This window comes from Rhizobium sp. P1_E6 (assembly GCF_056405875.1).
Genome location: NZ_JBFUBG010000056.1, coordinates 18,074 through 40,887 on the forward strand (window position 1 = coordinate 18,074; position 22,814 = coordinate 40,887).

General features: G+C 60.1%; 30 protein-coding genes. 18 read left to right on the forward strand and 12 right to left on the reverse strand.

Annotated elements, in window-relative coordinates:
• The first annotated feature begins 3 nt into the window (after nt 1-3).
• Nucleotides 4-939, forward strand: a complete 936-nt coding sequence (locus AC1D35_RS22930) for an AraC family transcriptional regulator (RefSeq protein ID WP_113310928.1) — start codon at nt 4-6, stop codon at nt 937-939.
• A gap of 86 nt (nt 940-1,025) precedes the next feature.
• On the opposite strand, the gene AC1D35_RS22935 is transcribed toward AC1D35_RS22930, so the two are convergent.
• The 3 genes from AC1D35_RS22935 to AC1D35_RS22945 form a co-directional block, all read right to left on the reverse strand.
• Complete coding sequence (locus AC1D35_RS22935; protein WP_113310927.1) at nt 1,026-1,313, reverse strand: hypothetical protein; 288 nt, start codon at nt 1,311-1,313, stop codon at nt 1,026-1,028.
• 149 nt (nt 1,314-1,462) lie between these two features.
• Complete coding sequence (locus tag AC1D35_RS22940; RefSeq protein WP_162748591.1) at nt 1,463-1,738, reverse strand: BON domain-containing protein; 276 nt, start codon at nt 1,736-1,738, stop codon at nt 1,463-1,465.
• Entirely contained in the window at nt 1,738-2,064 is a 327-nt protein-coding gene (locus AC1D35_RS22945) for a hypothetical protein (RefSeq protein ID WP_113297028.1), read from the reverse strand. The genes AC1D35_RS22940 and AC1D35_RS22945 overlap by 1 nt, the downstream gene beginning before the upstream one ends.
• Before the next feature lie 305 nt (nt 2,065-2,369).
• On the opposite strand from AC1D35_RS22945, the gene AC1D35_RS22950 reads away from it, so the two are divergent.
• Both AC1D35_RS22950 and AC1D35_RS22955 read left to right on the forward strand, forming a co-directional pair.
• Nucleotides 2,370-2,579 (forward strand): cold-shock protein, encoded by a 210-nt coding sequence (locus tag AC1D35_RS22950; protein WP_113297027.1) that lies wholly within the window; start codon nt 2,370-2,372, stop codon nt 2,577-2,579.
• A 122-nt stretch (nt 2,580-2,701) separates the two neighbouring features.
• Nucleotides 2,702-2,872, forward strand: a complete 171-nt coding sequence (locus AC1D35_RS22955; RefSeq protein ID WP_477834813.1) for a hypothetical protein — start codon at nt 2,702-2,704, stop codon at nt 2,870-2,872.
• A gap of 460 nt (nt 2,873-3,332) precedes the next feature.
• Here the strand turns inward: AC1D35_RS22955 and AC1D35_RS22960 are convergent, their stop codons facing one another.
• Nucleotides 3,333-4,415 carry a MerR family transcriptional regulator gene (locus tag AC1D35_RS22960; RefSeq protein ID WP_113310925.1) on the reverse strand — a complete coding sequence of 361 codons (1,083 nt, stop codon included), beginning with the start codon at nt 4,413-4,415 and terminating at the stop codon, nt 3,333-3,335.
• Between the two features lie 444 nt (nt 4,416-4,859).
• Here AC1D35_RS22960 and AC1D35_RS22965 point away from each other — a divergent pair, with 444 nt between their 5' ends.
• Entirely contained in the window at nt 4,860-5,291 is a 432-nt protein-coding gene (locus tag AC1D35_RS22965; RefSeq protein WP_113310923.1) for a GNAT family N-acetyltransferase, read from the forward strand.
• A gap of 215 nt (nt 5,292-5,506) precedes the next feature.
• On the opposite strand, the gene AC1D35_RS22970 is transcribed toward AC1D35_RS22965, so the two are convergent.
• The gene (locus AC1D35_RS22970; RefSeq protein WP_162748590.1) at nt 5,507-6,214 is read right to left on the reverse strand and encodes a hypothetical protein; all 708 of its coding nucleotides are present in this window, start codon (nt 6,212-6,214) and stop codon (nt 5,507-5,509) included.
• A gap of 288 nt (nt 6,215-6,502) precedes the next feature.
• Here AC1D35_RS22970 and AC1D35_RS22975 point away from each other — a divergent pair, with 288 nt between their 5' ends.
• From AC1D35_RS22975 to AC1D35_RS22985, 3 genes are all read left to right on the forward strand, one after another.
• A complete protein-coding gene (locus AC1D35_RS22975; RefSeq protein WP_113297022.1) occupies nt 6,503-7,261 on the forward strand; it encodes an SDR family oxidoreductase in 759 nt (252 codons plus the stop codon).
• 138 nt (nt 7,262-7,399) lie between these two features.
• A complete protein-coding gene (locus tag AC1D35_RS22980) occupies nt 7,400-7,726 on the forward strand; it encodes a hypothetical protein (RefSeq protein ID WP_113310920.1) in 327 nt (108 codons plus the stop codon).
• Between the two features lie 339 nt (nt 7,727-8,065).
• The gene (locus AC1D35_RS22985; protein WP_477940187.1) at nt 8,066-8,884 is read left to right on the forward strand and encodes an arginase family protein; all 819 of its coding nucleotides are present in this window, start codon (nt 8,066-8,068) and stop codon (nt 8,882-8,884) included.
• 125 nt (nt 8,885-9,009) lie between these two features.
• Here the strand turns inward: AC1D35_RS22985 and AC1D35_RS22990 are convergent, their stop codons facing one another.
• Complete coding sequence (locus AC1D35_RS22990; protein ID WP_477940188.1) at nt 9,010-9,342, reverse strand: HNH endonuclease; 333 nt, start codon at nt 9,340-9,342, stop codon at nt 9,010-9,012.
• 43 nt (nt 9,343-9,385) lie between these two features.
• Entirely contained in the window at nt 9,386-9,589 is a 204-nt protein-coding gene (locus AC1D35_RS22995; protein WP_477853174.1) for a hypothetical protein, read from the reverse strand.
• A 231-nt stretch (nt 9,590-9,820) separates the two neighbouring features.
• Here AC1D35_RS22995 and AC1D35_RS23000 point away from each other — a divergent pair, with 231 nt between their 5' ends.
• From AC1D35_RS23000 to AC1D35_RS23020, 5 genes are all read left to right on the forward strand, one after another.
• A complete protein-coding gene (locus AC1D35_RS23000; protein WP_477940190.1) occupies nt 9,821-10,264 on the forward strand; it encodes an SRPBCC family protein in 444 nt (147 codons plus the stop codon).
• Nucleotides 10,265-10,511: 247 nt separating this feature from the next.
• A complete protein-coding gene (locus AC1D35_RS23005; RefSeq protein ID WP_113310915.1) occupies nt 10,512-11,186 on the forward strand; it encodes a VIT1/CCC1 transporter family protein in 675 nt (224 codons plus the stop codon).
• Nucleotides 11,187-11,279: 93 nt separating this feature from the next.
• Nucleotides 11,280-11,717, forward strand: coding sequence for a VOC family protein (locus AC1D35_RS23010; protein WP_477940192.1), 438 nt, complete (start codon nt 11,280-11,282; stop codon nt 11,715-11,717).
• 257 nt (nt 11,718-11,974) lie between these two features.
• Entirely contained in the window at nt 11,975-12,496 is a 522-nt protein-coding gene (locus AC1D35_RS23015) for a cytochrome P460 family protein (protein ID WP_113310913.1), read from the forward strand.
• 87 nt (nt 12,497-12,583) lie between these two features.
• Nucleotides 12,584-13,039 (forward strand): DUF4952 domain-containing protein, encoded by a 456-nt coding sequence (locus AC1D35_RS23020; protein ID WP_113310912.1) that lies wholly within the window; start codon nt 12,584-12,586, stop codon nt 13,037-13,039.
• A gap of 38 nt (nt 13,040-13,077) precedes the next feature.
• On the opposite strand, the gene AC1D35_RS23025 is transcribed toward AC1D35_RS23020, so the two are convergent.
• Both AC1D35_RS23025 and AC1D35_RS23030 read right to left on the reverse strand, forming a co-directional pair.
• Entirely contained in the window at nt 13,078-13,584 is a 507-nt protein-coding gene (locus AC1D35_RS23025; protein ID WP_477940196.1) for a hypothetical protein, read from the reverse strand.
• Between the two features lie 31 nt (nt 13,585-13,615).
• Nucleotides 13,616-13,801 carry a hypothetical protein gene (locus AC1D35_RS23030; protein WP_113310910.1) on the reverse strand — a complete coding sequence of 62 codons (186 nt, stop codon included), beginning with the start codon at nt 13,799-13,801 and terminating at the stop codon, nt 13,616-13,618.
• A gap of 306 nt (nt 13,802-14,107) precedes the next feature.
• Between AC1D35_RS23030 and AC1D35_RS23035 the strand changes: the two genes are divergently transcribed.
• Complete coding sequence (locus tag AC1D35_RS23035; RefSeq protein WP_113310909.1) at nt 14,108-15,514, forward strand: adenylate/guanylate cyclase domain-containing protein; 1,407 nt, start codon at nt 14,108-14,110, stop codon at nt 15,512-15,514.
• 130 nt (nt 15,515-15,644) lie between these two features.
• Here AC1D35_RS23035 and AC1D35_RS23040 read toward each other — a convergent pair whose 3' ends face one another.
• Both AC1D35_RS23040 and AC1D35_RS23045 read right to left on the reverse strand, forming a co-directional pair.
• Entirely contained in the window at nt 15,645-15,950 is a 306-nt protein-coding gene (locus tag AC1D35_RS23040) for a hypothetical protein (protein WP_113310908.1), read from the reverse strand.
• Nucleotides 15,951-15,977: 27 nt separating this feature from the next.
• Complete coding sequence (locus AC1D35_RS23045; protein ID WP_113310907.1) at nt 15,978-16,298, reverse strand: hypothetical protein; 321 nt, start codon at nt 16,296-16,298, stop codon at nt 15,978-15,980.
• Between the two features lie 47 nt (nt 16,299-16,345).
• Between AC1D35_RS23045 and AC1D35_RS23050 the strand changes: the two genes are divergently transcribed.
• The 4 genes from AC1D35_RS23050 to AC1D35_RS23065 all read left to right on the forward strand — a co-directional run bounded on the left by AC1D35_RS23050 (nt 16,346) and on the right by AC1D35_RS23065 (nt 18,889).
• Nucleotides 16,346-16,768: a DUF2314 domain-containing protein gene (locus AC1D35_RS23050; protein ID WP_477853167.1), complete on the forward strand. Its 423-nt coding sequence runs from the start codon at nt 16,346-16,348 to the stop codon at nt 16,766-16,768.
• Nucleotides 16,769-17,152: 384 nt separating this feature from the next.
• Nucleotides 17,153-17,551 (forward strand): DUF1236 domain-containing protein, encoded by a 399-nt coding sequence (locus tag AC1D35_RS23055; protein ID WP_113310905.1) that lies wholly within the window; start codon nt 17,153-17,155, stop codon nt 17,549-17,551.
• Nucleotides 17,552-17,684: 133 nt separating this feature from the next.
• Nucleotides 17,685-17,951: a hypothetical protein gene (locus AC1D35_RS23060; RefSeq protein ID WP_113310904.1), complete on the forward strand. Its 267-nt coding sequence runs from the start codon at nt 17,685-17,687 to the stop codon at nt 17,949-17,951.
• 407 nt (nt 17,952-18,358) lie between these two features.
• Nucleotides 18,359-18,889 (forward strand): AAA family ATPase, encoded by a 531-nt coding sequence (locus tag AC1D35_RS23065; RefSeq protein WP_113310903.1) that lies wholly within the window; start codon nt 18,359-18,361, stop codon nt 18,887-18,889.
• Nucleotides 18,890-19,292: 403 nt separating this feature from the next.
• Here the strand turns inward: AC1D35_RS23065 and AC1D35_RS23070 are convergent, their stop codons facing one another.
• Nucleotides 19,293-21,242, reverse strand: coding sequence for an adenylate/guanylate cyclase domain-containing protein (locus tag AC1D35_RS23070; protein WP_113310902.1), 1,950 nt, complete (start codon nt 21,240-21,242; stop codon nt 19,293-19,295).
• A 1,158-nt stretch (nt 21,243-22,400) separates the two neighbouring features.
• Between AC1D35_RS23070 and AC1D35_RS23075 the strand changes: the two genes are divergently transcribed.
• The gene (locus AC1D35_RS23075) at nt 22,401-22,736 is read left to right on the forward strand and encodes a hypothetical protein (RefSeq protein WP_007823108.1); all 336 of its coding nucleotides are present in this window, start codon (nt 22,401-22,403) and stop codon (nt 22,734-22,736) included.
• Nucleotides 22,737-22,814 lie beyond the last annotated feature (78 nt).

Here is a 22,814-nt window from a genome sequence, read left to right on the forward strand (position 1 = left end):
AAAATGGACCCGTTTCTTGAACTGATAGGGCTGTTACGACCTCGCGCCACCTTATTGGGCGGCGGTCTTGATGCCTTTGGACGATGGAGCCTTTCCTTTCGCAAACGGGACGATCTTCTGTTCTGCTGGGTCGAGCGCGGCGAGTTCCAACTGATACGCCCTGACGACGCGCCCGTTCACATCAGGCAGGGAGACTTTTTCCTGATCCGGACCTTCACCCCGTTCACGATGACATCGGACCCATCCATCCATCCTATCGACAGCGAAACGGCGGTGGCGACTGCGGGGAGCAAGCGCCTGACGCTGGGGGAAGGCGTGGACCGACCTGTGACGCTGCACGCGGGCAAGTTTGTGTTCGACACAGTCAATGAGGACCTCCTTGCCGGCCTGCTTCCAACCTTCGTCCACATAGCCGAGGAGGACAAATCCCTGGATCGAGTGCGAGTACTTCTGACGATGAACGAGAACGAGGCGCGACAACCGGGTCCCGCCAGCGAATTCATCGTCACGCGGCTGGTTGAACTCATTCTGGTCGAAATACTGCGGGCGAAACCGCTGCATGTGGACGAAGACCAGGCTGGCCTTCTTGCTGGACTGAGCGATCCGATCACGATGCAGGCGCTGTCGGCGATACATAGGGACGTTGCCTACGGCTGGACCGTCGCCGGACTGGCGAAGCTATGCGGTGTATCGAGGTCTACGTTTGCCACCCGGTTTCGCCAGGTCGTGGGAACTGGACCGATCGAGTATCTGATGCATTGGCGGATGGCGCTCGCCAAGGATCAACTGGCCCGCGGAGCACGTGGGATCGGCGAGATCGGATTGGCTATCGGCTTCCAGTCTTCGAGTGCGTTCAGCACTGCATTCACGCGGGAGGTGGGATGTTCGCCCAAGCGTTTCATCGGTGTTGCGGCGAAACTCGGCCCTAAGCGGTCATAGCGAAGTCGTCCGGAAGATTTCGGTGGGCGCCCTCGCTCAAAGCAACCGCTGTTGCGCTCCGCGCTGACGGCCCGGCGGTGCCAATGTCAGCAGGAACCCGTACGGGCAGATGCCGTGGCGCCGGGAGATCTGGATTGCAGGCGGGAGAGCAGGCGCAGCGCTGCGGAGACGGCGAACCTGGCGGATGCCGGATCGGCGGCGGAGATCTGTTGGCGGCAGGTCTTCAGCCGTCCCGAAACCTCGCCGATTTCGGCATGCAGCGAAGTATTGCCGGCAGCCGCCGCGTCGGATGAGGCCGTGTCAAGATGGACGACCAGCAGCTCGATGACGGCGAGGCGTTCTTCCTGCGGCATGGATTCGAATTCTATCGGCATGTCACAACCTTATGGAGGGCCTTCTCCAGAGGCGCTATCCAGAGAAAAGATGTGCGAGCCGGCGACGAACACTCACCCCGTGACATCGCCGATATCAGGCAATTACGGTTGCGACCCTGCCGGGGCAGTCCAGGCAAGGCCAAGTCAGGTCAGAGCGAACAGGACAGCTCGTTGAGAACGTGCCTCACGCCGTCGACGCCCCGCGCCACATCGGCCGCCCGGTCGATCTCAGCGTAGAGCGGCACCCATCCTGCGAGGGTGACGTCACCATCCTGCGCGGATACGAAAATATAGGTCGCGTCTATACCGCCTGCGCGGTGAAGGGATGCCGACACCTCGGATTCCAGATCGGCCGCATTGGCCGGTCTCGAATGCACGAGATGCAGATGCCGTTCCCGCACGGGCGTATCTGTTCTCTTGCGCATCATACTGCCGTCGCGATGCCTGCCTGCGGCAGGCCCTGAATGGCAAAGCGGCCCTTCACATAGGGATCGGCCGCGCCGGAATAATCGCCGGCGTTCTGAAGCGCTGCCATGAGGATCGTTTCATGGCGGATGCCGCTTTTCAACAGCGAAAGGATCTGTGCTGCAGCGTGCACGAACAGCTTCGGTTCGACTGCCTGGTCATATCCGGCTCGATCGAGCACGCGGGTCAGCAGGTTCATATCGTCGCTATCAAGGACGATTTCGCTCGGTGAAGACACCAAGACTGGGGACGCCAAGACTGGATGCGGCGGGATCGCGGAAGACATTCAGTCCTCCTTTCGGTCGGGGCCAGGGTGTGAACGCCCTTAACCAACAGCGCCCGTGAAAATGCTGCTGACAGGGCCAAGATGCGCCCTTTTTACTGCTGCTACAATAGTCGACAAAATTAATAAAAATAAAATATACCTTGTTCTGAACACAAACACTCCCTATGTTCAGGCTATCGAATTTGCTTCGTCAGCTTCGTTTCTGCGTAAGATGCGCATTGGCTAATCTTTCCTCTCAAGCTCGACCATTTATCACCTGCACGTCGCGGGGATGGTAATTCTTTTGCGATTGAAAGGAAATCGTTATGAATACTGGTATTGTAAAGTTCTTTAACTCGGCCAAGGGCTTTGGTTTCATCTCGCCGACAGACGGCTCGCCGGATGTGTTCGTTCACATTTCGGCTATCGAGCAGTCCGGCATGTCCGACCTGCGCGAAGGCCAGTCGGTGACGTTCGAACTGGTGCGCGACGCCCGGAGCGGCAAGAACGCAGCGCAGAACCTCGCTTCTGCATAACAATCGGCTCGCACCCCCGCTTTGACCACGGATGTACTGGCACTGCGGACATGCGAACCCTGGAAAGGTCGGGCCAGTCCCGGCCTTTTTGTTTTCAAGCCGGCTTGTTCAGGAGAAAAACAATGACGAAAACAGATGCTACGATGCTTCTCAGACGTGCCATGCGCCAGGTGGCAAACACCAGCGGCGGCGGACACTTGGGCGGCACCAATTTCGGTCAGGCGCTTGACGCAAAGACATCTTCCGCCAGCGGCAAGAGCGACAAGGCTCGCAGGCCGCCACGCGGCAAATAACAGCTTGGCGGGTGAGAACCCGTCCAGTCGAAGGCGCTCAATCATACGAGGTGATTGGGCGCTTTTTTTATGGGTGTTTTTTGACGAGGTCATCCCGTCTCTCGCCCTTGCCAGGGCGCCAATGTCACGGGCTCGCTCGTCACCGGCCTGCTCAGCACGAAATGGTGGGACGGGTCAGGGCCTTCATCAATGGCTGCCTCCGTCGTGCCTGCATCGGAGCGGTGGCGGATGCAGAGCAGGTGCAAATCGAGGAGCAGGCGTGAGGCCGCAGTCGGAAGCGTATGTCGACTGTCGTTCGCAAATAAAGACCCCGCCCCAAACGCCTCCCCACAAGGGGGAGGAACTTGATTTGACGCGCCCGCATTCCGTATCTTCGACGCTTGGGGGAGGAGTTGAGGCGTTGCCCGAGGTTAGTCCCTCGCCGTTGTGGGAAGGGGTTTTCAGGCGAGAGCGGCACCCGTCACATCATCGGTCGAATGAAGATGCCGCCGAATTTTCCGTCTGCAGCCAGCGCGAAACTCCATTCCAGATGGCCGTTGTCGAAGCTCACGTCGTAAACATCCCAGCCTTCCGCGGTGACGCCCTTGAAGGATATGTCCTTGAGCGACCCCATGCGATCGAGATCGGCCTTGATCATTGCAGCTTGTTCGCGTGCGAGGGCGGCGAGCGGCGGGCTCATCCGCTCATAGTCGGGTTCGCCGCGCTGGTGCTGTTCGATGACCTGCTCCAGCAGCGCCTTGCTGTTTTCCACCGGCTGCTTGTCGCGGATGCGCGCGGCAATCGCCTCTTCCAGATCGGTCGCGGCGCGTTCATCGATACGGGATGCTGCCTGTTCATAGCCGTTCTGGTGCAGCACGAGGCCGGTGACAGTGCCGCTTTCATTGCGGGTAAAGGTGATCTGCGCCTGCACCGCCCTGTAGAAGAAGCGGTCGATATCTTCGGCGAAGATCTCGAGTTCCGGCTGGCCGGTCAGCCGCGTGAAGATCCGCCCGTCGCGCAGGCTTACCGCATAGGCCGACGAACCCAGATGGTAGTGTCCGGCATAGTCGGCGTAGAGCGCCGGGTCGATCTTCTGTTCGGTGCGCGGCCGTGCCTGCTCATAGCGGCGCCAGGCGATGGCATCGGCTGAGGTATCGGTCATGTTGGTATCCTTTGCGAGCTTCAGCAGTTCATCGATCGACAGAATGTCGCCTGCGGCCATCTTCGCCCGCAGTGCGTCGACGATGGCGAGGCTGCGCTGCGTGCGGGTCAAATGGTCCTGCAAGGCGAGGTTCTGCATGGCGAGCACGCGGTCGAGATCGGTCGCGTGGCCGGCGAGCAGCCGGGCGATGTCCTGCAGGCTGAGCCCCAGCCGCTTCAGCGCCAGGATCTCGTTCAGCCGCGCAATTTCCCTGGCGCCATAGAGCCGCCAGTTCTTTCCCGTCCGCGGCGGCCGGATGAGGCCGGTCTGCTCGTAGAGTCTCAGCGCACGCACCGTCATGCCGATGCGCGCGGCGCATTGCGCCGCCGTCAGCAAGTTCTCTTCCCGTCCCTTGGCGTCCATCAAGCCTCCCGCGATGTCTCGGAACCCTTCTAAGCTATGACGCTGGGTCCGGCTCAAGAGGTTTTTCGCGGGTTTTTTCGGTTTCGGCTTGATGCCTGCCAGAGGGTACTGGGGATGCCGCTGGAAGCGGGTCAACAGCATCGGTCCGAAAATCTTCGGAAAAACCTGAATGCACAGTTTCAAGACGCACGGCGCTCTGGCGCGCGTCGGAAATTGAAGCGGACAATATCGCGGGCGCCAGCGGCCAGGTTTCCTTCGGAGAGGTTGCCGGTAGTGTTGCGGGACGGGCAAGGCTCAGGTGATCGTGACGAGAAAATATCGGTTCATGGGTCGCTGACCGATGTTGGCCAGAGGAGTCTGTTGCAGGACAGGGTGGGGTAAGTACGCTACGGCAAATCCATGCGTAAATGAGGTTGCGATCAAAATGGCGGAGGCAAGCGGGCGATGAAAATGCAGCTGCTGCAGGTGCAGGACAGAAACCAGTGGCAGGTGTATCACGCGATCAGACGTCACGTTCTCTTCGAACTGCGTGGCCAGGCTGACTATGATGAGGGTCACCCGGACGAGCATCGGGAAAATCATCTTCCTCTGCTGTTCATCTACGACGATGTCCCCGTTGGCACTGTCAGGCTGGATATCGGGCTCGTGGGTACCGACCCCGGAACCGTGCGCCTCGTCGCAATCATTCCGCAGTATCAGCGGCAGGGAATTGGCAGAGCCATGATGCACGCGCTTGAACGGCTCGCCGCCGACAAAGGCATCACGCGGTTGGAAGTTCACGCCGCACCGGATGCGGTGGCCTTCTACGAAAAGCTTGGTTGGCTGGTCGTCGATGCGGACAGAGCTGTTCCGCTCCTTACAAAGCAGATTTCCTGAAGCGGCATCTGCGCCGGAGCCGCCCTTCGCAAAGCAAGGCGAAAGAGATTCGAGTCGTATATCGGTGGCACCACCCGAATGGACGCACGGCGCTCTGGCGCGCGTCGGCGCGGCGAACGGGAATTGCAAGGGGAAAGAGATTATCCTGCCCATGGGAAACCCACGACAGGTGCAATCGATCCGCCGGGTATGCAGCCCGGCGGATCGAGTGGCCGTTAATTCCCTGTCGAGGTCGGGGCGGAGTAGGACAGGGATTCACGGATCTGGTCGATTTTGCCGTCGGCCTCTCCGACGCCGAGGATGGTCTTGGCTTCATCGAAGGCTGCCGGGCTGACCTCGCCGCTCCGCGTTGCTGCGGCCAGCGCATCCTCCAATGCCGCGTCGCCGAGTACCGGATCGTCGATTGCGGGCTCGATACCGTTATCGAGTTCAAACCGGGCATAGGCCATGGCGTAGGCGGCGATCGCGGTCATCCGCGGATCGGACGTGTGCATATAGGCCTTATAGCTGCGGTTGAGGGAGTTCAGGCCCGCAAGCTGCGAGGCCGGGTTCCTTTGCCTGATATCGGCTGCGGCGTTTTTCGCGGACAGCGATTTCACCTTCGCCTCGCCGGATTTGCCCTTCGCTCTGCTTCCTGACTTCGAACCGTCGCGCGATGATTTGCCAGTCTGGGAACTGCCAGGCTGGGAACTTCCGCTCTGGTGGCCGCGATTTTCGTGACTGCCGCTTTGTCCGCCGCCGTTACCGCCACCATTGCTGCTGCCGCTACCGCCGCCGTTGCCTCCGCCATTACCGCCGCCGTTGCCGCCACCGTTTCCACCGCCCTTTGCCATGGCGGCGATATCGAAGCCGGTGGTCGTCAGCGGGCTGGAAGCCATGATCATCGAAAGTGCAGCTATGGACGCAAAAGTTGCGATACGCATCCGTCTCTCCTTCGCAGGGCAGGTTTCACAGAAACTCATGGGATCGCCGACCCGGGAAGGCGACCATCAGGATGGTGACGATGTTAGGTGCGAATTGCGGAGCGTGCATCGGACCGAGGTCCGGTATCCGCCGGACCATGGTCCTAGAGAACGACAGATGGTTAACAGGTTTCGCCGCCGGGCCGTTCGTCGGGTGCCGCCGGCCGGCGGGTGCCGATCCGGAATCGGGTGGCTGCCGGTTCCCTTATTTCCTACCCCTCCATGACCATCAAAACAGGAGGTTTGGACATGGAACTCAACGACAAGGTCATCATCATCTCGGGCGCAAGCAGCGGCATCGGAGCGGCCGCTGCCCGGCTGTTTGCGGGGAGGGGCGCAAAGCTCGTGCTCGGCGCACGGCGGGCGCAGAACCTCGCGGAGCTCGTTTCCGAGATCATCGAAATGGGCGGCATGGCCGTGTCACTGGTCGGTGATGTGCGCGACGAGACCTACGCGCAGGCGCTGGTCGACCGGACGCTCGATGCCTTCGGCAGGCTCGACGGCGCTTTCAACAATGCCGGCATCGTCGGCGAAATGGGCGCGTTTTCGGAGATGAGTGCGACAAACTGGGACGCCGTGATTTCCACCAACCTGACGAGCGCCTTCTGGGCACTCAAGGCGCAGCTACCCGTGATGAAAGCGCAGCGCAGCGGTTCGATCGTGTTCACCTCGTCCTTCGTTGGCTACAGCAATGGCGGCTTGCCGGGGATGGGGGCTTATGCGGCGTCGAAGGCGGGCCTGATCGGCCTCGTGCAATCAGTCGCCGCCGATTACGCGGCCGATGGTATCAGGATCAACAGCCTGCTGCCGGGCGGTACAATCACACCCGCCGGCGGCGAGAATAACCCCGAATTCCTCGACTATATCTCCGGCCTGCATCCGATGAAGCGGATGGCCGCCGCCAAGGAGATCGCGCAGGCAGCGCTCTTCCTGCTGTCGGACCAATCAAGCTTCATGACCGGCAGCCCGATGATCGTCGACGGCGGCATGTCGGTTCGGCTGCTTTAGCAGACGTGGCCTCGGGCGGTGTTGCACCGCCCGAGGCGGGGAATTTCGCTGGTGTCCCAGGGGGTCACCAGCGCTTCACGCCGCGCTCGATTCCTGACATATTTCCAGAGAGACAGCCAACGTCGTGGATATTGCCTCATGAACTCGCAAACACCTGAAAAAAGCAAGATGCGCGCACCGACCGGGTCCGTTACAGGGCTTTGCTCTGCGTCCGCCACCATGTTTGCAGTAGGAATGGCCTTTCTGAGTTACTGGGGGGTGTATGATCAGGGGCGCTGGAATCCAATCGATTATCTTGTGATGATTGTCGCTATCATCGGGTTTGCGGCACTTGGTTGCGTGCCCTGGATTGTGACCACACCTGTCGCCGAGGACGAGGCAGACAAAGTCGCCGTCGCCAGGCGAGCGATGGCATTGGGGACGGCGTTAATCTGGACGGCCGTCTGTCTTACCGTATTTTCCTGAGTTGCCCTGCGTGACCCAATACGACCGCAATGGATCCATTTGAAGCGATAGGGCTTGCTGAACTGTCGATGCCTCGCTGGACGACATCGGCATGTGTGGTCAGTCCGAACTTGATCTGCGGCAGGAAGGTCGTCTCGATGACGAATTCGGTGGACATGGTCGTCAGGGCCGGCAAATCGCGCGCCTCCGGTTGCGTTCGATCGGATGCCGAAGAAATCGCGAAACCCGGTAGCAAATTCCACCAACCCACAAAGGCTGCTTTGCGCCAAAAGAAGGCCTCCTCGCTTTGCGCCAGAGAACCAGCTAGAAGACCACGAGATATGTTCGGAGGTGTTGGCTTTGGCAAAACTGACTGAATATACTGTGTTTCAAGGGCGGGCAGGCGATCACAATGATCTGGCAATACCCGGCGCGTGGGCGATAGGCGAAGAGCTGGCGCGTCGCTGCGGCGTTTCCCCTGATGTCATCGGAAGACCGGAGCCTGCGTCGAACATGGGTTGGCGCGAAGAGCTGGACGCAGCCCTGCCTACGCTCAAGGAAATGCAATTGCGATTGGACGATGTCTTTGCCCGCGGCGGTATTTCCATCGCCGCCACGAGTCGATGTGCGGTCTCGCTCGCAACACTTCCAGCAGTGGCAAGGCATTATCCTTCCGCTTGCATAATTTGGTTCGATTCCCACGGCGATCTGAACCCACCGGAAGCCAGTATTTCAGGCTATCTCGGTGGCCTTKCACTTGCAGGACCCGTCGGCCTCTGGGATTCAGGTCTGGGAGCCGGTTTGCGTTTGGATCAGATCGTTTTGGTGGGCCAGCGTGACCTCGATCCTTATGAGCTGAACTTAATCACGCAACACCGCATTCCGCACATCAAGCCCGAAGACGACCTGGCGAATGAGCTTAGGAAAGCAATCGCCGGTCGTCCCGTCTACGTCCATCTTGATTGCGACGTGTTGGAACCGGGCATCGTGCCAACTGACTACAGATGTGAAGGCGGCCTGTCGCTCGATGATCTTCAGTCCTGCTGCGAAGTCATTGCAGAACATGAATTTGTAGGCATCGAAATCGCCGAGTTTCAAAACGCATGGGAGACTGACGGCCCGCCCGTCTCCCCGAATGCACTGCTCGACGCATTGCGCCCTCTTCTGGCACAGCGCTAGTCCTGGGGAACAACGGCCGTAATGGGCCGATAGCCGCCGTGCGGCAGGCATCGGCCACATAATCCCGGGAAATCACACAGTAGGGCTTTCCGCGCGGTCGATGATCAGTGGCAATACCATTTCCCTCACTCCCGCCGACGGTTGCTGCGCCGCGTGCCGTCATAAAAGCCCGGCGGCTTCTTCCTCACCCAGGCGACGAAGGTCTGGATGGTGGGATGGGCGAGGAGGGCCTCGACGGTCGGATAGGACTGTTCCAGCTCCRCCTCGCTGAACTGCGCATGGATCTGGCGGTGGCARATGCGGTGCAGGATCTGCGTTTCGCGTCCGCCGCGGCTCTTGGGCACGAGATGATGCTCGTCCCGCTGCTCGGTCGGCACGATGCGGCCGCAGAGCGGGCAGATATCGGGCGGCGGTGCCTGATACCAGGAGATGACGTCTTGGTTTCTCTTTCGCGCCATCAGGCAAGATTAGCCGCAAGCCGGACCGGCAGGCAACCGGCCATTACCAGCCGTCGCCGTGCTCGATCGCCTCGATGAACGCCTCGAAAGAGCGGCCGAGAACGCGGACTTCATTCAGCCAGTCTCCGGCAAAGACGAAGGGAATGGAGATATAATCGCCTCTGACGAAGCTATAGGCCGTCGGCCCGCCATTCGAGCCGATCAGCAGCTGGTCGTCGCATCCTCTCTCGCTGACCGTCCCGCGCAAGAGATAGGACGGGTTGGAGACAGGGCAATGACGTAGCGGGAGGTTGGAGGGTGAGGAGTGGCGGGAAGGCGCTCCCGGTCGTTCACGACCTTGGTCATCGTCGTGATTTTCGAAAGGTTGGTCTATGATCGCCGATAGGGCGGGAGCAAAAAAATTAATCGCAGTGTCGGATCGGCGAGACGCAGTTCGTCCTGGAGGCATTGCCAAAGTTCATACAAAGGGAGAATCATCATGCCGAGCACAATCAAACTTCACCGCGTCCTGGCGACCACCCCGGACAAGGTCTATCGCGCCTTCCTGGAAGCCGATGCCGTGGCCAAGTGGCTTCCGCCGAACGGCTTTACCTGCACGGTCCACCATCTGGMACCGATCGTGGGCGGAACACACAGGATGTCTTTCCGCAACTTCACGACCGGCCACAGCCATTCCTTCGGCGGGGAGTATGTGGAACTCGTTTCCGGCCAGAAGCTTCGCTACACCGACAGATTCGACGACGCCAATCTGCCCGGCGAAATGGAAGTGACGGTGACACTGACGAAGGTCTCGGTCGGGACCGAAATCAATGTGGTGCAGGCCGGCATCCCCGATCTGATCCCGCCGGAGGCCTGCTATCTCGGCTGGCAGGAATCGCTGCGCAATCTCGCCCGTCTCGTCGAGCCCGATATCCAGCAATAAGCATCCAAGCCAGGGAAAGGCCGGGTCTGGAATCTGTTTCAGGCCCGGCCTTTTCTTTGTTATCCCCTTCCAATCGGATCGGCGACAAGCGCTCATTGTCTGGGTCTTGATTCAAAGCAATGAAGAGATCCGCCACTTCGATCATAGTTCTCCGGTTGCGACCTGGCCCGTGCCGAAGCGCTATCCGATGCGACCGGAGGGCTGCCGGAACAGCAGACGATGATCTCTATGGTGCGGGAACCGTTCGATGAAACCGAAGGGGATCTTTTCTATCTTCGAAAATCTCGATCCCGGCGATGCGCTCGGCGAGGTGCTTTTCGGGCTGATCATGGCGCTGACCTGGACCATCGGTTCAAGGCTTGTCCTGCGCGAGGAAGGACTTGTCGTGCGCGACCTGGTGGTTGCGACAATCGGATGCAACGTTGCCTGGGGAATTATCGACGCCGTATTGTTCACGCTCGGTACGACATTTTTCAGGAGCAGACGTCTGCGCCTGTTTCGGCAGGTCAGGGCGGCCAGGGACGAGGGCGCCGCACTCGCAGTACTCGCGAAAGAATTTCCAGTCGAAGGGACGTCTCTCTCCGCAAAACCCGCCGACGCGGAGGCGCTTTACCGGTCGCTGCTTGCGCTCACAGGTCGCGCCGAGCCGGTGAAGGTGCCCTTGACGAAAGACGATCTGTCTGCGGCAATTGCCATCTTTCTGCTGGTCTCGGCCACCGCCCTTCCTGCCGTCATCCCCTTCTTTCTGATCGACGATGCCCACCGTGCCTTGAGAGCGAGCAACCTGTTTCTGATCGTATTGCTGTTTGTGACGGGCTATGCATGGGCACGTTTTTCAGGTGGCCGGCCGTTCTATGCAGGAATCACGATGACCTGCCTCGGATTGTTTCTGGTTGCAATCGCGGTCGCTCTGGGCGGCTGAGCGCCGTCTGAAAAAAACCGCAGGGCAATGTCGGTTTTCGGGAGCTTCATCCGTCATTTCCTTGATTGAAACAACATCCTGGAGATTGGAAACATGGCGCTCAAGCGAATGGACAATGTAGGAATCGTCGTCGAAGATCTCGGCGTGGCGATCGATTTCTTTGCCGAACTCGGCCTCACGCTCGAAGGGCGGGCGACGATCGAAGGAGAATGGGCCGGGCGTGTCACCGGGCTCGGCAATCAGCATGTCGAGATTGCCATGATGCGCACGCCTGATGGCAATATCCGGCTCGAACTCTCCCGCTTCCTCGCGCCCCGTGTCATCGCGGATCACCGGAATGCCCCGGTCAACGCGCTCGGCTACCTCCGCGTCATGTTCACCGTTGATGACATCGACGACACGCTTGAAAGGCTGCGCGCGCGCGGCGCCGAGCTCGTCGGCGAAGTCGTCCGGTATGAGGACGCGTATCGGCTCTGCTACATCCGTGGGCCTGAAGGGCTTCTCATCGGACTTGCCCAGGAACTCGGCTGAGGGCAATACGAAGACACATGGCGAAGAGGGGGCAATGACAGCGAGCGCGTCCATAGCCGGCAAGGGGCCCTTGGCGGATATCCGTCGCTGCGGCATTGGCCATTCCCATTTGATGGCCTGCCGGCTGCCAACAGCTTTTCATCGCCAACACGATAAGCGCATTCGCTCATCCGTGATCTCCTAGATCAAAGTATGATTTCGCCTGCCGGAATATCTGCCAGGATCGCTTCGTCGCTTGATGGCAGGAGAGTATTTCGATGAAGCAGATTATCGTGGTGTCGTTGGCGGTTGGTCTGGTGACCGGTCTGATCGGTTACAATGCCACCGCAGCCGGAGAGGCCGATGCCGCGCGCATGCCGGCCCTGGCTGAAATGCCTGGCGGTTACCGCGACTGGCCTGTTATCGCCGTGGCACATGAAGAGGGCAAGCTCAACGATATCAGAGCCATCCTCGGCAACGATGTCGCGATGAAAGCCTTTCGGGCAGGGGCCGCTACCTACCCTGACGGTACGATCATTGCGCGCCTGGCCTGGGATTATCACCCGCTGGAAGAAAGCAGGCAAGCCTTTGGCGCTCCCCAATCCTTCGTCGCCGGATCGCCCAAGAACGGCGTGCAGTTCATGATCAAGGACGCCAAAAAATATGCGTCGACCGGCGGCTGGGGATATGTCGAATTCGACAATGGCAAGCCCTCCGCCACGGCAATGCCCGAGGCCTGTTTTGCCTGTCATTCGATCGTCAAGAACCGCGACTTCGTGTTCAGCCGGTACGCACCCTGACCGGCTTATCTGTCCCGAAATCGATTATCCGCTATAAAGGCCCATGCCATCTATAAGGGCGTCCGGGCGGCGCAGTCGAGGTTGGATATGAAGCTCGCCGCTTGTCTTTTTGCCATATGCTCTTTGGGTAGCGCCGTCGCGACGCCGCTTATGGCGGCGTCCGCCCGCATCCCGGAAGCCAAGGTGACGGCGCGGGATTGCGGCGATTTCCTGGCGCAGATGCAGAAGAAGCCCGCTCATGTGTCATATGTCGGGTGCAGCTATGCGCCGGATCGGCAGGGCAAACCGCTTCAGGCGACATACCGCCTGTCCGGCCGGTACGCGGCTGCCACCGAAGCCTATCTCGCCAGGACCGTGGGTTTGAACCGTCTCAAGCGCTCCTGTTGCATATGGGATTCGCCCGCCCGCCAGTTCCGCGATTCAATCGGCCGCGATTTTCAGATCTCCATGGGCTCGGAGGAAACCTTTGTTTCCAGCCGCAGTGAGTGGCACCGGATCGGCGTGTTCGCGATCACGGTGGAGACGTTTACCGAGGAGATCTGACGAGCAGCCTCAATCCGCGGAACCGATGTGCCGGACAATCATTCGATCTGCATGTCCAGTTGCTGCGCAACGGTTTCGTAGTGGCGGGACGAGGCTGCATTCCCCTGTTTGGCATATAGCGCGGCGACTTCCCGGGCTGCCTTTGCGGCCGCGCGGAAAGCGTCGAGCCTGACCTGCGATTCCAGTTCCGCATCGCCGCCGATATCGCCATTCTTGAACTGGCCGACACGATAGCCTTCGTCGTCGATCACGCCGATGACGGGCATTCCGGCCTGCATGTCCCCATAAAAAGCGGGCCCGGCGCGATCGCCGTCGCGGCGTCGCAGCATTCCAGGTCCGGACGCCTTGTTATCAGCACACGCGCCGGTCCAGTATGTTGGACCTGTCGTCAGGGACACGGGAGACACGAATTCGCAATGGCTGGCCGGATCCTTGGACCATGTCACACCGCCCGCCGGCTCCTGCGCCTGCAGGGACGGCGCGTACCACAGGGATGCGACGACCGCCAGGGTGGATGCGATCCTAAGTAACTTTCGCTGCTGCAATTTTGTTATCCTCTTTTTGGGTCCGGCGTGATCAGGTTGGGAGTGGCTGCTGCCGCTGAGCGAGTGTCGTCTTGAGCCCTTCCGACGACCCCTGCGACTGTGCCAGGGTCTCGGCAGCGCGCTCTGCCTGCCATAGACCGAGGCTGAAAAGGAGCGCCGGAACGAGGATCAGCCAGATCGCAAGGCTTACAGCCTGTGGAAGCTTGAGTTTCCGCATCATCCCTCCCGGATCGGGTGCCCAGCAACCAATAAGCCGGCCAATAAAGTGCCCCCTGATATTGCCGTATCAATTGTACGGCGAGTGACTGATATCAACTCCACCTTGAAAAAAATCGGCATAATTGTTGCCGGTCAGGCACGCGCTCCCGATCGGCAAAGGATCAGTTCAGCACGCTCCGAAGCGACCGATCCGGCGCCGCGCCGCATCCAGGCGTTCCGATTTCTATCATGAGATTCCGTGATATAATTCCGCCCTGCCGGCGGCGTTATCATCCGTGGCGTTCCGTGCACGGAGACCTGTCTGATGAGCGAAGTGGACGTGCTTTTTACAGCCCTGCGACAGGCGGCCGACCCGCAGGCGGTCGAGTGCATCGAAAATGCGGTCAGGCGTGGTTCGGATCGCGAACTCAACCGCATCAATGCGCTGGCCTTCGCCGAGGCGCATCATCTCGACGAGGAGAAGGTGATCGCGGCGTTTCTGCATGCGGCCCGCATCGGCGCCTTCGAGATGACCTGGAATGTGCTCTGCCCGGGATGCGGCGGCGTGCTCGACACCGGCGCCAGCCTCAAAGCAGTCGACCGGGAGGCCTATCATTGCGCGCTGTGTGCGGCCGGATACGAGCCGACGCTCGACGAGATGGTCGAGGTCACCTTCACGGTCAGCCCGCGCGTGCGCAGGATTGCCGGCCACGATCCCGACCGGCTGTCCTCGCTCGAATATTACCGGCAGGTCTTCTTCAGCTCCGGCGTCGATCTGCCCGATGATCTCGAGGCGCGGTTTTCGCGCATTCAGCTTGAAATGATCGAGCTGGATCCCGGCGAGAAGGCTTTCGTCTCGCTGCAATTGCCGGCGCAATTCGTCATCATCTTCGATGCGGTGACGCATTCGGCGCAGTTCATCGATGTGCAGGGCGAGCCGACCGAGGAGCGCCAGACCCTGTCGATGGTCCTCAGCCAGGGCCATGCACCGAACGAAACGCTGACGCTTCGCCCCGGCCTGCTGCGGCTGACGTTGGAAAACCATACCGATCGCCGCGTGCTGCCGAATGTCTGCATCGCCGGCGACGAGCTGCACGATATACTCGGCCACAGGCGACCGTTCCTGACGGCCAAGCGGCTGTTGACGAACCAGAGCTTCCGCGACATCTACCGGACCGACACGCTCGACGTCGACCAGCGCCTGAAGATCACCAGCCTGACCTTCCTCTTCACCGATCTCAGGGGCTCGACCGCTCTTTACGAGCGCGTCGGAGATCTCGCCGCTTTCGATCTGGTGCGCACGCATTTCCGGGTCCTGCACGAGATCGTCGCCACCGAGGCCGGGGCGGTGGTCAAGACGATCGGCGATGCCGTGATGGCGACCTTCCCGAGCCCGGACCGGGCGGTGTCGGCGGCGCTCCGGATGCGCGAAGCAATGCTGCGGCTGAACGCCGAACGCGGCAGCGAGGATCTCCTCCTCAAGATCGGCATCCATGAGGGACCATGCCTTGCCGTCAGCATGAACGACCGGCAGGACTATTTCGGCCAGACCGTCAATATCGCCTCCCGCGTCCAGGGACTTGCCGAACCGCAGGTGATCCTGACAACGGAGGCCGTTGTCGGCAACGAGCAGGTTTCGGAAATATTGCGGGACAGCGGCATCACCTCGGTGTCGCGGATGGAGGAGCTTCAGGGGATCGCGCGGGAGGTGAGGATATTTGCGCTGTCGTGAGGGGCGGGTGCTCGTTGATGTCGTGTGAGTTCGGGTGGTTTTCGCTGGCGGGGGCGGGCGTTGGATGCCTATCACTTAACGATGGGGTGATGGGTCTCCGGTGGTAAGCAGATGACCTACGACGCGAACGTCACTTTCTCTTTGATGAGATATTGGCTCTCGCATACTGGCCACGCTGGTCTTCTCGGACGGCTTCAATATTGAGAAACTTCTTCAGCAACGAGCATACCTGTGGGGCCGGCATACTTTCCAGGTCATTCAAGCTGTGAATCTCAGCTTCGCTTAGTCCTAAATCGTTCGTCACCACTTCATACATCTCGGCGATGTCCATCCTGGCTTTTGGCTCACGATTCTTACCGTCCTCATAGGCAAGGCGCTGGGACTCCATGTACTGCGAATAGACGTGCTTCTCGTCGAGAATTGACTCCGTTTTCAAGGACAGATGTTGATGAGCAGCTTCAAGTCAACCCTGCGGATAGCTCTCGCTGAGGGCGTCGATCACCTCGTTTATACTCTTCACCACCGCGACCGCCGCTGCGGAACTCGTCTGTGAGAATGCGATATTTCGAAACTTCCAGAGGACTTCGGCCATTTCTTTTTGCGCGGCCTCTTCGTCCCCGGCCTGCAACAATCGATCAATGCTTCCCGCTTCGGGCGCATGGTCTTTAAGGACCGCATGAAGCACTGGGTCGACAGCCTTTATTTCGTCGAGCCACACGTACTGTGCGGACGCGCTTGTAGCGAATAGCCCCACGATCAAAAACAGCGAAAACCTTACCGTCATATCCCCTCCCGATACTTTAAGAACGCCCCAGATGCTATGTGACTACCATGTTTTTTTTCAATGAAAGCACACCCCACTCAAGGATGGTTGGGCGGCGTGGGGGTGGGGATGATGATGCGGCGGGTTGTCAGGGAGCGGCTTCCGTCAACTCTGCGATGAGCGCAGACAAGGCTGAGGGTGTGGCACTGACGACGGATGATCAGACGGCGCAGAAGGTCGAATTCATGTGGGTCGATCAAATACAGCGATCAGACGACCATTTTACCGCTATTCTTGGTGATACGCCGGAATATATCCACAACATCAAGCCCGGTGATCGCGTCGAGTTTGAGAAGTCCGATATTTTCGACTGGCTCTATATCGAGGGTGGGAAGGTGAGGGGAAATTATACCGCTTGCCTATTGCTACTGGCCGGTCCGAAAGAGCCCTTGGAAGAATATCGCGTCAATTACGGCATTGTTTGCGATTGATCGCGATATCGCTCAGTCAATGAGGGCGAACGCTCAGGGCACGCTCCCTGAAAGTGCTTGAGACGTTCGTGCCACTTTGGAGGAGCCGCCGGTCCAGCTGTCGCTATGGGCGGTGGAAGTCTGGCGGTATCTATTGCTTCGAAATCGATTTCGCTTCCCTCAGCCTGCGGGACCGGATTCATTGCGTCTCGCTTTCGTCCCGCCGGCTAGCCTAGCCGCCACCCCAACCAACTCCCAGATATCGCCATCTCAGAGCGCCCCTCCCAACCTCCGACCTTAGTCTGGGTCACCCCCGGACTGAGGTCGCATGGCGGGAACAGCGAAGGATTCCTGTCGTTGGTTGGGCAGCGGTCAAAAAGGCCGCTTGAACAAAAGGAGGATCAGATGCATTCCAAACTTATCGTAGGTGCAGCCGCGGCCGCGGCCCTGATGTCGGGCGTTGCGTTCGCGCAGTCTTCGACGGTTAACGGCGCTGCAGGCGGCGCAGTCACCGGTGCGATCGTCGGCGGCCCTGTTGGTGCTGCCGTCGGTGGTGTTGCTGGTGCCATTGTCGGCACGGTGATCGATCCGCCGCCGGAAAAGGTCGTCACCTATGTCCGTGAGGCACCTGCACCGTCGACCCGCGTCGTGGTCAAGGAGAAGGTCGTCGTCGGTCAGCCGCTTCCGCAAGCCGTCGTCGTGACACCGGTTCCGGAAAATTCGAAATATTCATATGCAATCGTCAACAACGAGCGCGTCATCGTCGAACCGTCGTCGCGAAAGGTGATCCAGATCATCAACTGACCGGGTCCGTATGCGGCTTGAGCCGCGTAGGCCCATCCTCGACAAAAACGACGTCCGCCGCACATCTGCAGCAACGGCGGCGTCACCTTTCTCCCGCCGGATTTCACGGTCGGGGACCAGCTAGTGGATTATCATGTCAAACACGGAATCAGACCGGGTGCTGTTTGCCCGGATTTGGGCTCTCGGCGCCAAAGCAGTGAAAGACAACCGCATTTCCGGGCTGACCGATGTCACGCTCAGTACGCCTACCCTGGACGAGTACCAGAATAGCCGCGGCGAGCGGATGGCGGATCTGATCAAAGTCGTCCAGCTCGGGATCCTGCAACTCCGCGACAGCGGCGAGCTCATTGAATGCGAGCAGGTGCAGACGACCCGGCGACCGGTGAGAAGCCGGGCTTGAAACATCGTTCGACAATGGCGGGGAGGTTGGGACTTTAGTCCGATTGAAGTCCACGATCCGCCCGCTAATTTCTGTTCCGCTGATGCCTCCAGAATCAGCACGAAAAGGGTGTCTCTTCCTGGCCCCGAGCACCCTTTTCAACTTCTTCCTCTAAAAAGCCGCCCACGTCCCTCGGCATCTTCTTTCCGTTTTCCCGTGCTTCCGGCAGCTCGATTGCGGGACGGATTAAGCCGCCAGTTCCCACGCAGTTTCTGGACGGTCGATCTTGGCAAACCGTTAGAATTGAAGGGTCGGAAATCCATTACAATTCTGCGCATAAGGCGCTAGGGGTAGTTGACCCGAGGGTGCTCGGCGCCAAGGGTATTTGGCGATTGCCGAGAGCGTCCGGTTGATCGAACGAGAGCGAAATGGGTGTCAGGAACTATCTGATCGAAGGCGTTTCCGGGACCGGCAAGACCACAGTCGCCACCGAATTGCAGCGGCGCGGCTACGACGTTATCCACGGCGACCGTGCGCTGGCTTACAAAGGCGATCCGCAGACGGGCGAACCGCTAGATCGTGCTGCGCTGGAGCAGAACATTCTCGACGTGACCTTCGCGCACAAGCACCACCTTTGGGATGTCGGCAGGGTCCGGTCGCTGGCGGCCGATAAAAGCCATCCGGTCTCCTTCTTCTGCGGCGGCTCAAGGAATTCTCATCACTTTATCGACTTGTTTGACGGAGTTTTCGTTCTCGATGTCGACCTGGAGACGTTGAAGAACCGGCTTGCCAGCAGACCGGAAGACGAGTTCGGCGGGAAACCGGCCGAACGGGACGTTGTTCTGCGACTGCATGCAACGAGAGAAGACAATCCGGAGAATGCCACGACCATTGACGCCACCCTGCCGCTTGCCTCCGTTGTCGACGATATTCTGTCGCGATGCGGAGTGGTCGGCTAAACGTGTCGTGATCTTTCAGGTACTCCGGCTTCTCGGGTGTCTGCAATCGCGCGATGCCAGGCCACGCGATTTGGATTGGACGAATTGTCTTCGATCTGCCACAAGCGCCGGAGGACGCGACTGCCGTTATCTTTAGAACGGGGTCGGGCGACCGATTGACGTCACGTCGCTGCCGCGAGATCACGCTGGCCGTCCTGAAGAAGCTCGTTTGAGGCTGTTGAATGTGTGAGCCTCGATAGCGGCCATTGACCCCCATCAAATGATGATCGGGCGGTGTGGGTTCTGGCCTCCCATCGTGCACGAAGCAGAACAGTGGCGTCTCCCGTGGAAAACCTGGACCTTAATGCTTCCCTCCGTCCAAGGCCCGATGCGCAGGCGGGGCAAGCCAGTCAGGGTTACCAAGTCACTTTAGGTTCTGTCTTTCATTGCGCCGGCTAACCTGGCCGTCACTCTCCCCGACGAGCTCCCACAAATCCACCCTCTCGGCGCGCCCCTTGACCTGTGACAGACCCAGCGGCCGAAACTCGAAGCGATCTCCCACCGCGTCATGAATAGCCGCACTCACCAGGATCGACGTGCCGAAGTCCTTGTTCAGCCCTTCCAGCCGTGACGCGACATTGATCGTATCGCCCATGGCCGTGTACTGCTGGCGCGAAATGGCGCCGAAGCTGCCCACGACGGCGGGGCCGGTGTGGAGGCCGAAGCGGGTGAAGAGTTCTGGGCGGCCGTTCCGGCGGTTCTCCTCGTTCAGGGTGTCGATCGCCGCTTTCATGGCGAGCGCGCAGCGGCAGCCGTGTTCGGCGTGGCTGTCATCCTGCACGGGTGCATTCCACATGACGAAGATGGAGTCGCCGAGATATTGCACGACGGTGCCGCCATTGCGCTCGGCGATGGTGTTCAGGAGTTCGAAATAGGCCGATAGCGTATCGACCACGTCTTCGGGTGAATTCCGCTCGGATATGGTGGTGAAGTCCCTGATGTCGGTGAAGAGCGCGGTCACATCCTGCCGCGTCGCCTTGACGACCGCTCGGCCCTCGGGACTGACGATGCGCCGGACGACTTCGCGCGGGACATAGAGGGCAAACTGGCTGATGGCGTGGCGGCTGGCGGCCAGCGCGCTCGCCAGCGTGTTGATCTCCGATATCCAGGAATGCGAGACGGCCTTCTCGCTGACATCGAGATCGCCGATCCTGCGCGCCTCGTCGGCGAGGCGATAGAGAGAGCGGCTGACCATGCGCGAAAGCAGCACGGATGCGGCGACACCCGCGATGACGAAGGCGGCGGCAATCAGCAGATTGCGCACGAGCAGACGGTTCGCCTCCGCCACCAGGTCCTCCATCGGCACGACGATGGCCGCCACACTTCCCTTGAAGAGACCGGAGACGCCGACGGGGGCGATCTGCACGAGCTGGCGTTCGCCATCGAGTTCGATCCGCGCCAGGCCGCCATTGGCAAAGGCCGGATCGCGCCTGAGCCTCGCCACGGTTTCGACGCTGGTGTCGAAGCCGTTGGCCGTCGCATCGAACGCACCCGATGCTCTCGACCATATTGCGATGATCCTGCTCATGATATCGGGGTCGGAATGGGCGACGAGATCATCGCCGGCATCGATGATGTAGGCGCGCGCACGCGGCGAAATTCCCTGCGCATTCAGGAGGGCGCTGACGGTCTGCAGATGGATGTTGATGCCGACGACCACCCGGCCGTTGCCCCGCATGGGTGCCGCGATCGTCAGCGTCGGCACCTGCAGGGTTCCGGCGACATAGGGGCCGACGGAAACCGGCGCGCCATCCTGGATGACGGCCTGATACCAGGGGCGCTGGCGCGGATCGAAGGATGCATAGTCGATGTCCCGCCCGCTGATCTCTCTTGCCTCGCTGTCGAGAAAGCGAAGCGTCGAGATGACATCGGCGGTTTCCCGCCCGGCAATCGTCCTGATCGCGAAAGCCGTCCCGTCAGGTGCGGCAAGTGTGCGGCGAACATCCTGCCTCTGCGCGTTGATGACCTGCAGGTAGGAGCCATCGGGATAGCCGGTATAGATGCTCGTGGCATTGGGGATGTTTCGCAGAACTTCCAGAAGGAATTCCTGTTTCGCCTCGATATCCCGAGGCGGCGGGGAGGCGAGCTGCGGCAGGGTCGATGCCAGCGCCACCGCCTCCATGCCGCCCTGCAGCGTATTGCGGTATCCTTCGATCAGCCGCAGGCTCATCTCGCGCATCTGCTGCACGCCGGCGCTGACCGCGGCATCGCTGCCGCGGCTGAAGGCCAGCCAGATGATCGGCATCGACGTGCACAGCAGCGATGCGACGACCAGAACGCCGAGATGCAGTCTTAAGGGTCTGGACCAGCGCACGAGACTTCCCTCGAAATGCGGGCGCGTTTCAGCACGGGCATCGTCTCGATACTATCCGGCCGTGCAGGAATGAGCGTACCCAACTGGCGCAGCTAACTGCTTTTTGAGGCGTTGCACAAGGCGCTGGCGGCAGGAGCCCGCTCGGGCCCGCCAGGCTGGAGACGGTATCGATGGGATGAATAGCGCTTCCCGAAAGTGCGCCTTGCCGGAAAGGGTCGGGCATCGGACTTTGGTCCGATTGAAGCCGATCCGCTCTCTGCTACATACTTTCCCGCTGACCCTGAAAAATTCAGCGCGAAAAGGGTGTCTGACCCTGACCCGGCGCACCCTTTTCAACTTTCTCCTGTTAGCCGCCGATGCCCCTCGGCGGCTTCCTTTGCGTTCTCGTGCGACGCCTTCCCCCCGGTGGATAGGGGCGTAGCGGCGTGTCACGCACTTTTCACGCGACTCTTGCTCCCATCCATGATTATTTCACGCGCCTAACGCGTTTTTGGCGGACTGAGCAGGTATAAGGGCTCGCATATGTATTGAGTGGCGGCCCTTGTAACTGGCCTCAAAATCAGGAGGTTTCGGCCTCTTTCGGTCCTGATTTCTCGCGGCACGGCGGCCCTGTTCGATGGCCGCATCCCACATCACCATGACCATAACCAGCGATGCTGACAGGCCCCACGGCTGAGGCGGCCAACGGCTTGGGGCGTTCGCTATCTCTTCATGATGAGGTGTGTTCGCTTCCGGCCGGAAGCGGCATTGATCATCCATACGCACCGTTCAAAGCACGGCCTGGAAACAAATGAAGGGCTCCCACTCAATACTCGGCGAGCCCCCCGCATCGGTTTCGGTCCTAGTAATCCTACTACCGCCGCGCATGCACTTTCGTCGCGGCGCAGCCGATTCGCAATTCATCCAAAAGGGTTAGGTGGAGGCGCGGTCACGCGCGCTCATGGGGGCTTGCGATAGGCATCCTGTCGAGGGGTGACAGGTGCAATGATTTTGCCCGCTCAAAGCCGCCGCTCTCCCTCCATCACTGGGTGAGGAGATCGCCCTCGCCAATATCAGGCCAACGGGCGCGCCTGAGAATTCTTCTGTGGTTGTTCTTGCGCGTTACTCGCGCCAGGCGGGCGGCAATGCTAGGAATCGCCTGCCAACTGGGGTTGTCCAATGAAAAAACTCATTCTCGCCGCGGCACTTGCCGCAGCGCTCACGTCCTGCGCGAAAAGACCTGACGCCATCGTGCAGGCCGATATCCCGATGCAGGCCTACACCAATCTCAGTTGTCCGCAGATCGCTAGCGAACACAGCAAGGAAAAGGTGAAGCTCGACGGCCTCTCGAAGCAGCAGATCTCGGCGGCCAATGGCGACGCGTTTGGTGTGTTCCTGGTGGGAGTGCCGATCGGCAGCGTGGCCGGTGGGGACAAGGAAGGCGAGGTTGCGGTGTCCAAGGGCAAGGTTTCGGCGATGGAGAGTGCGGCGCTTTCGAAGGGGTGTAAGTTGTAGGTGAGGGGTAAGGAGTAAAGAGTGGGAAGTCGGCGGCAAGGGCAGCGGCTGGCTACCTCTCCATCGTCATCTCTGTGT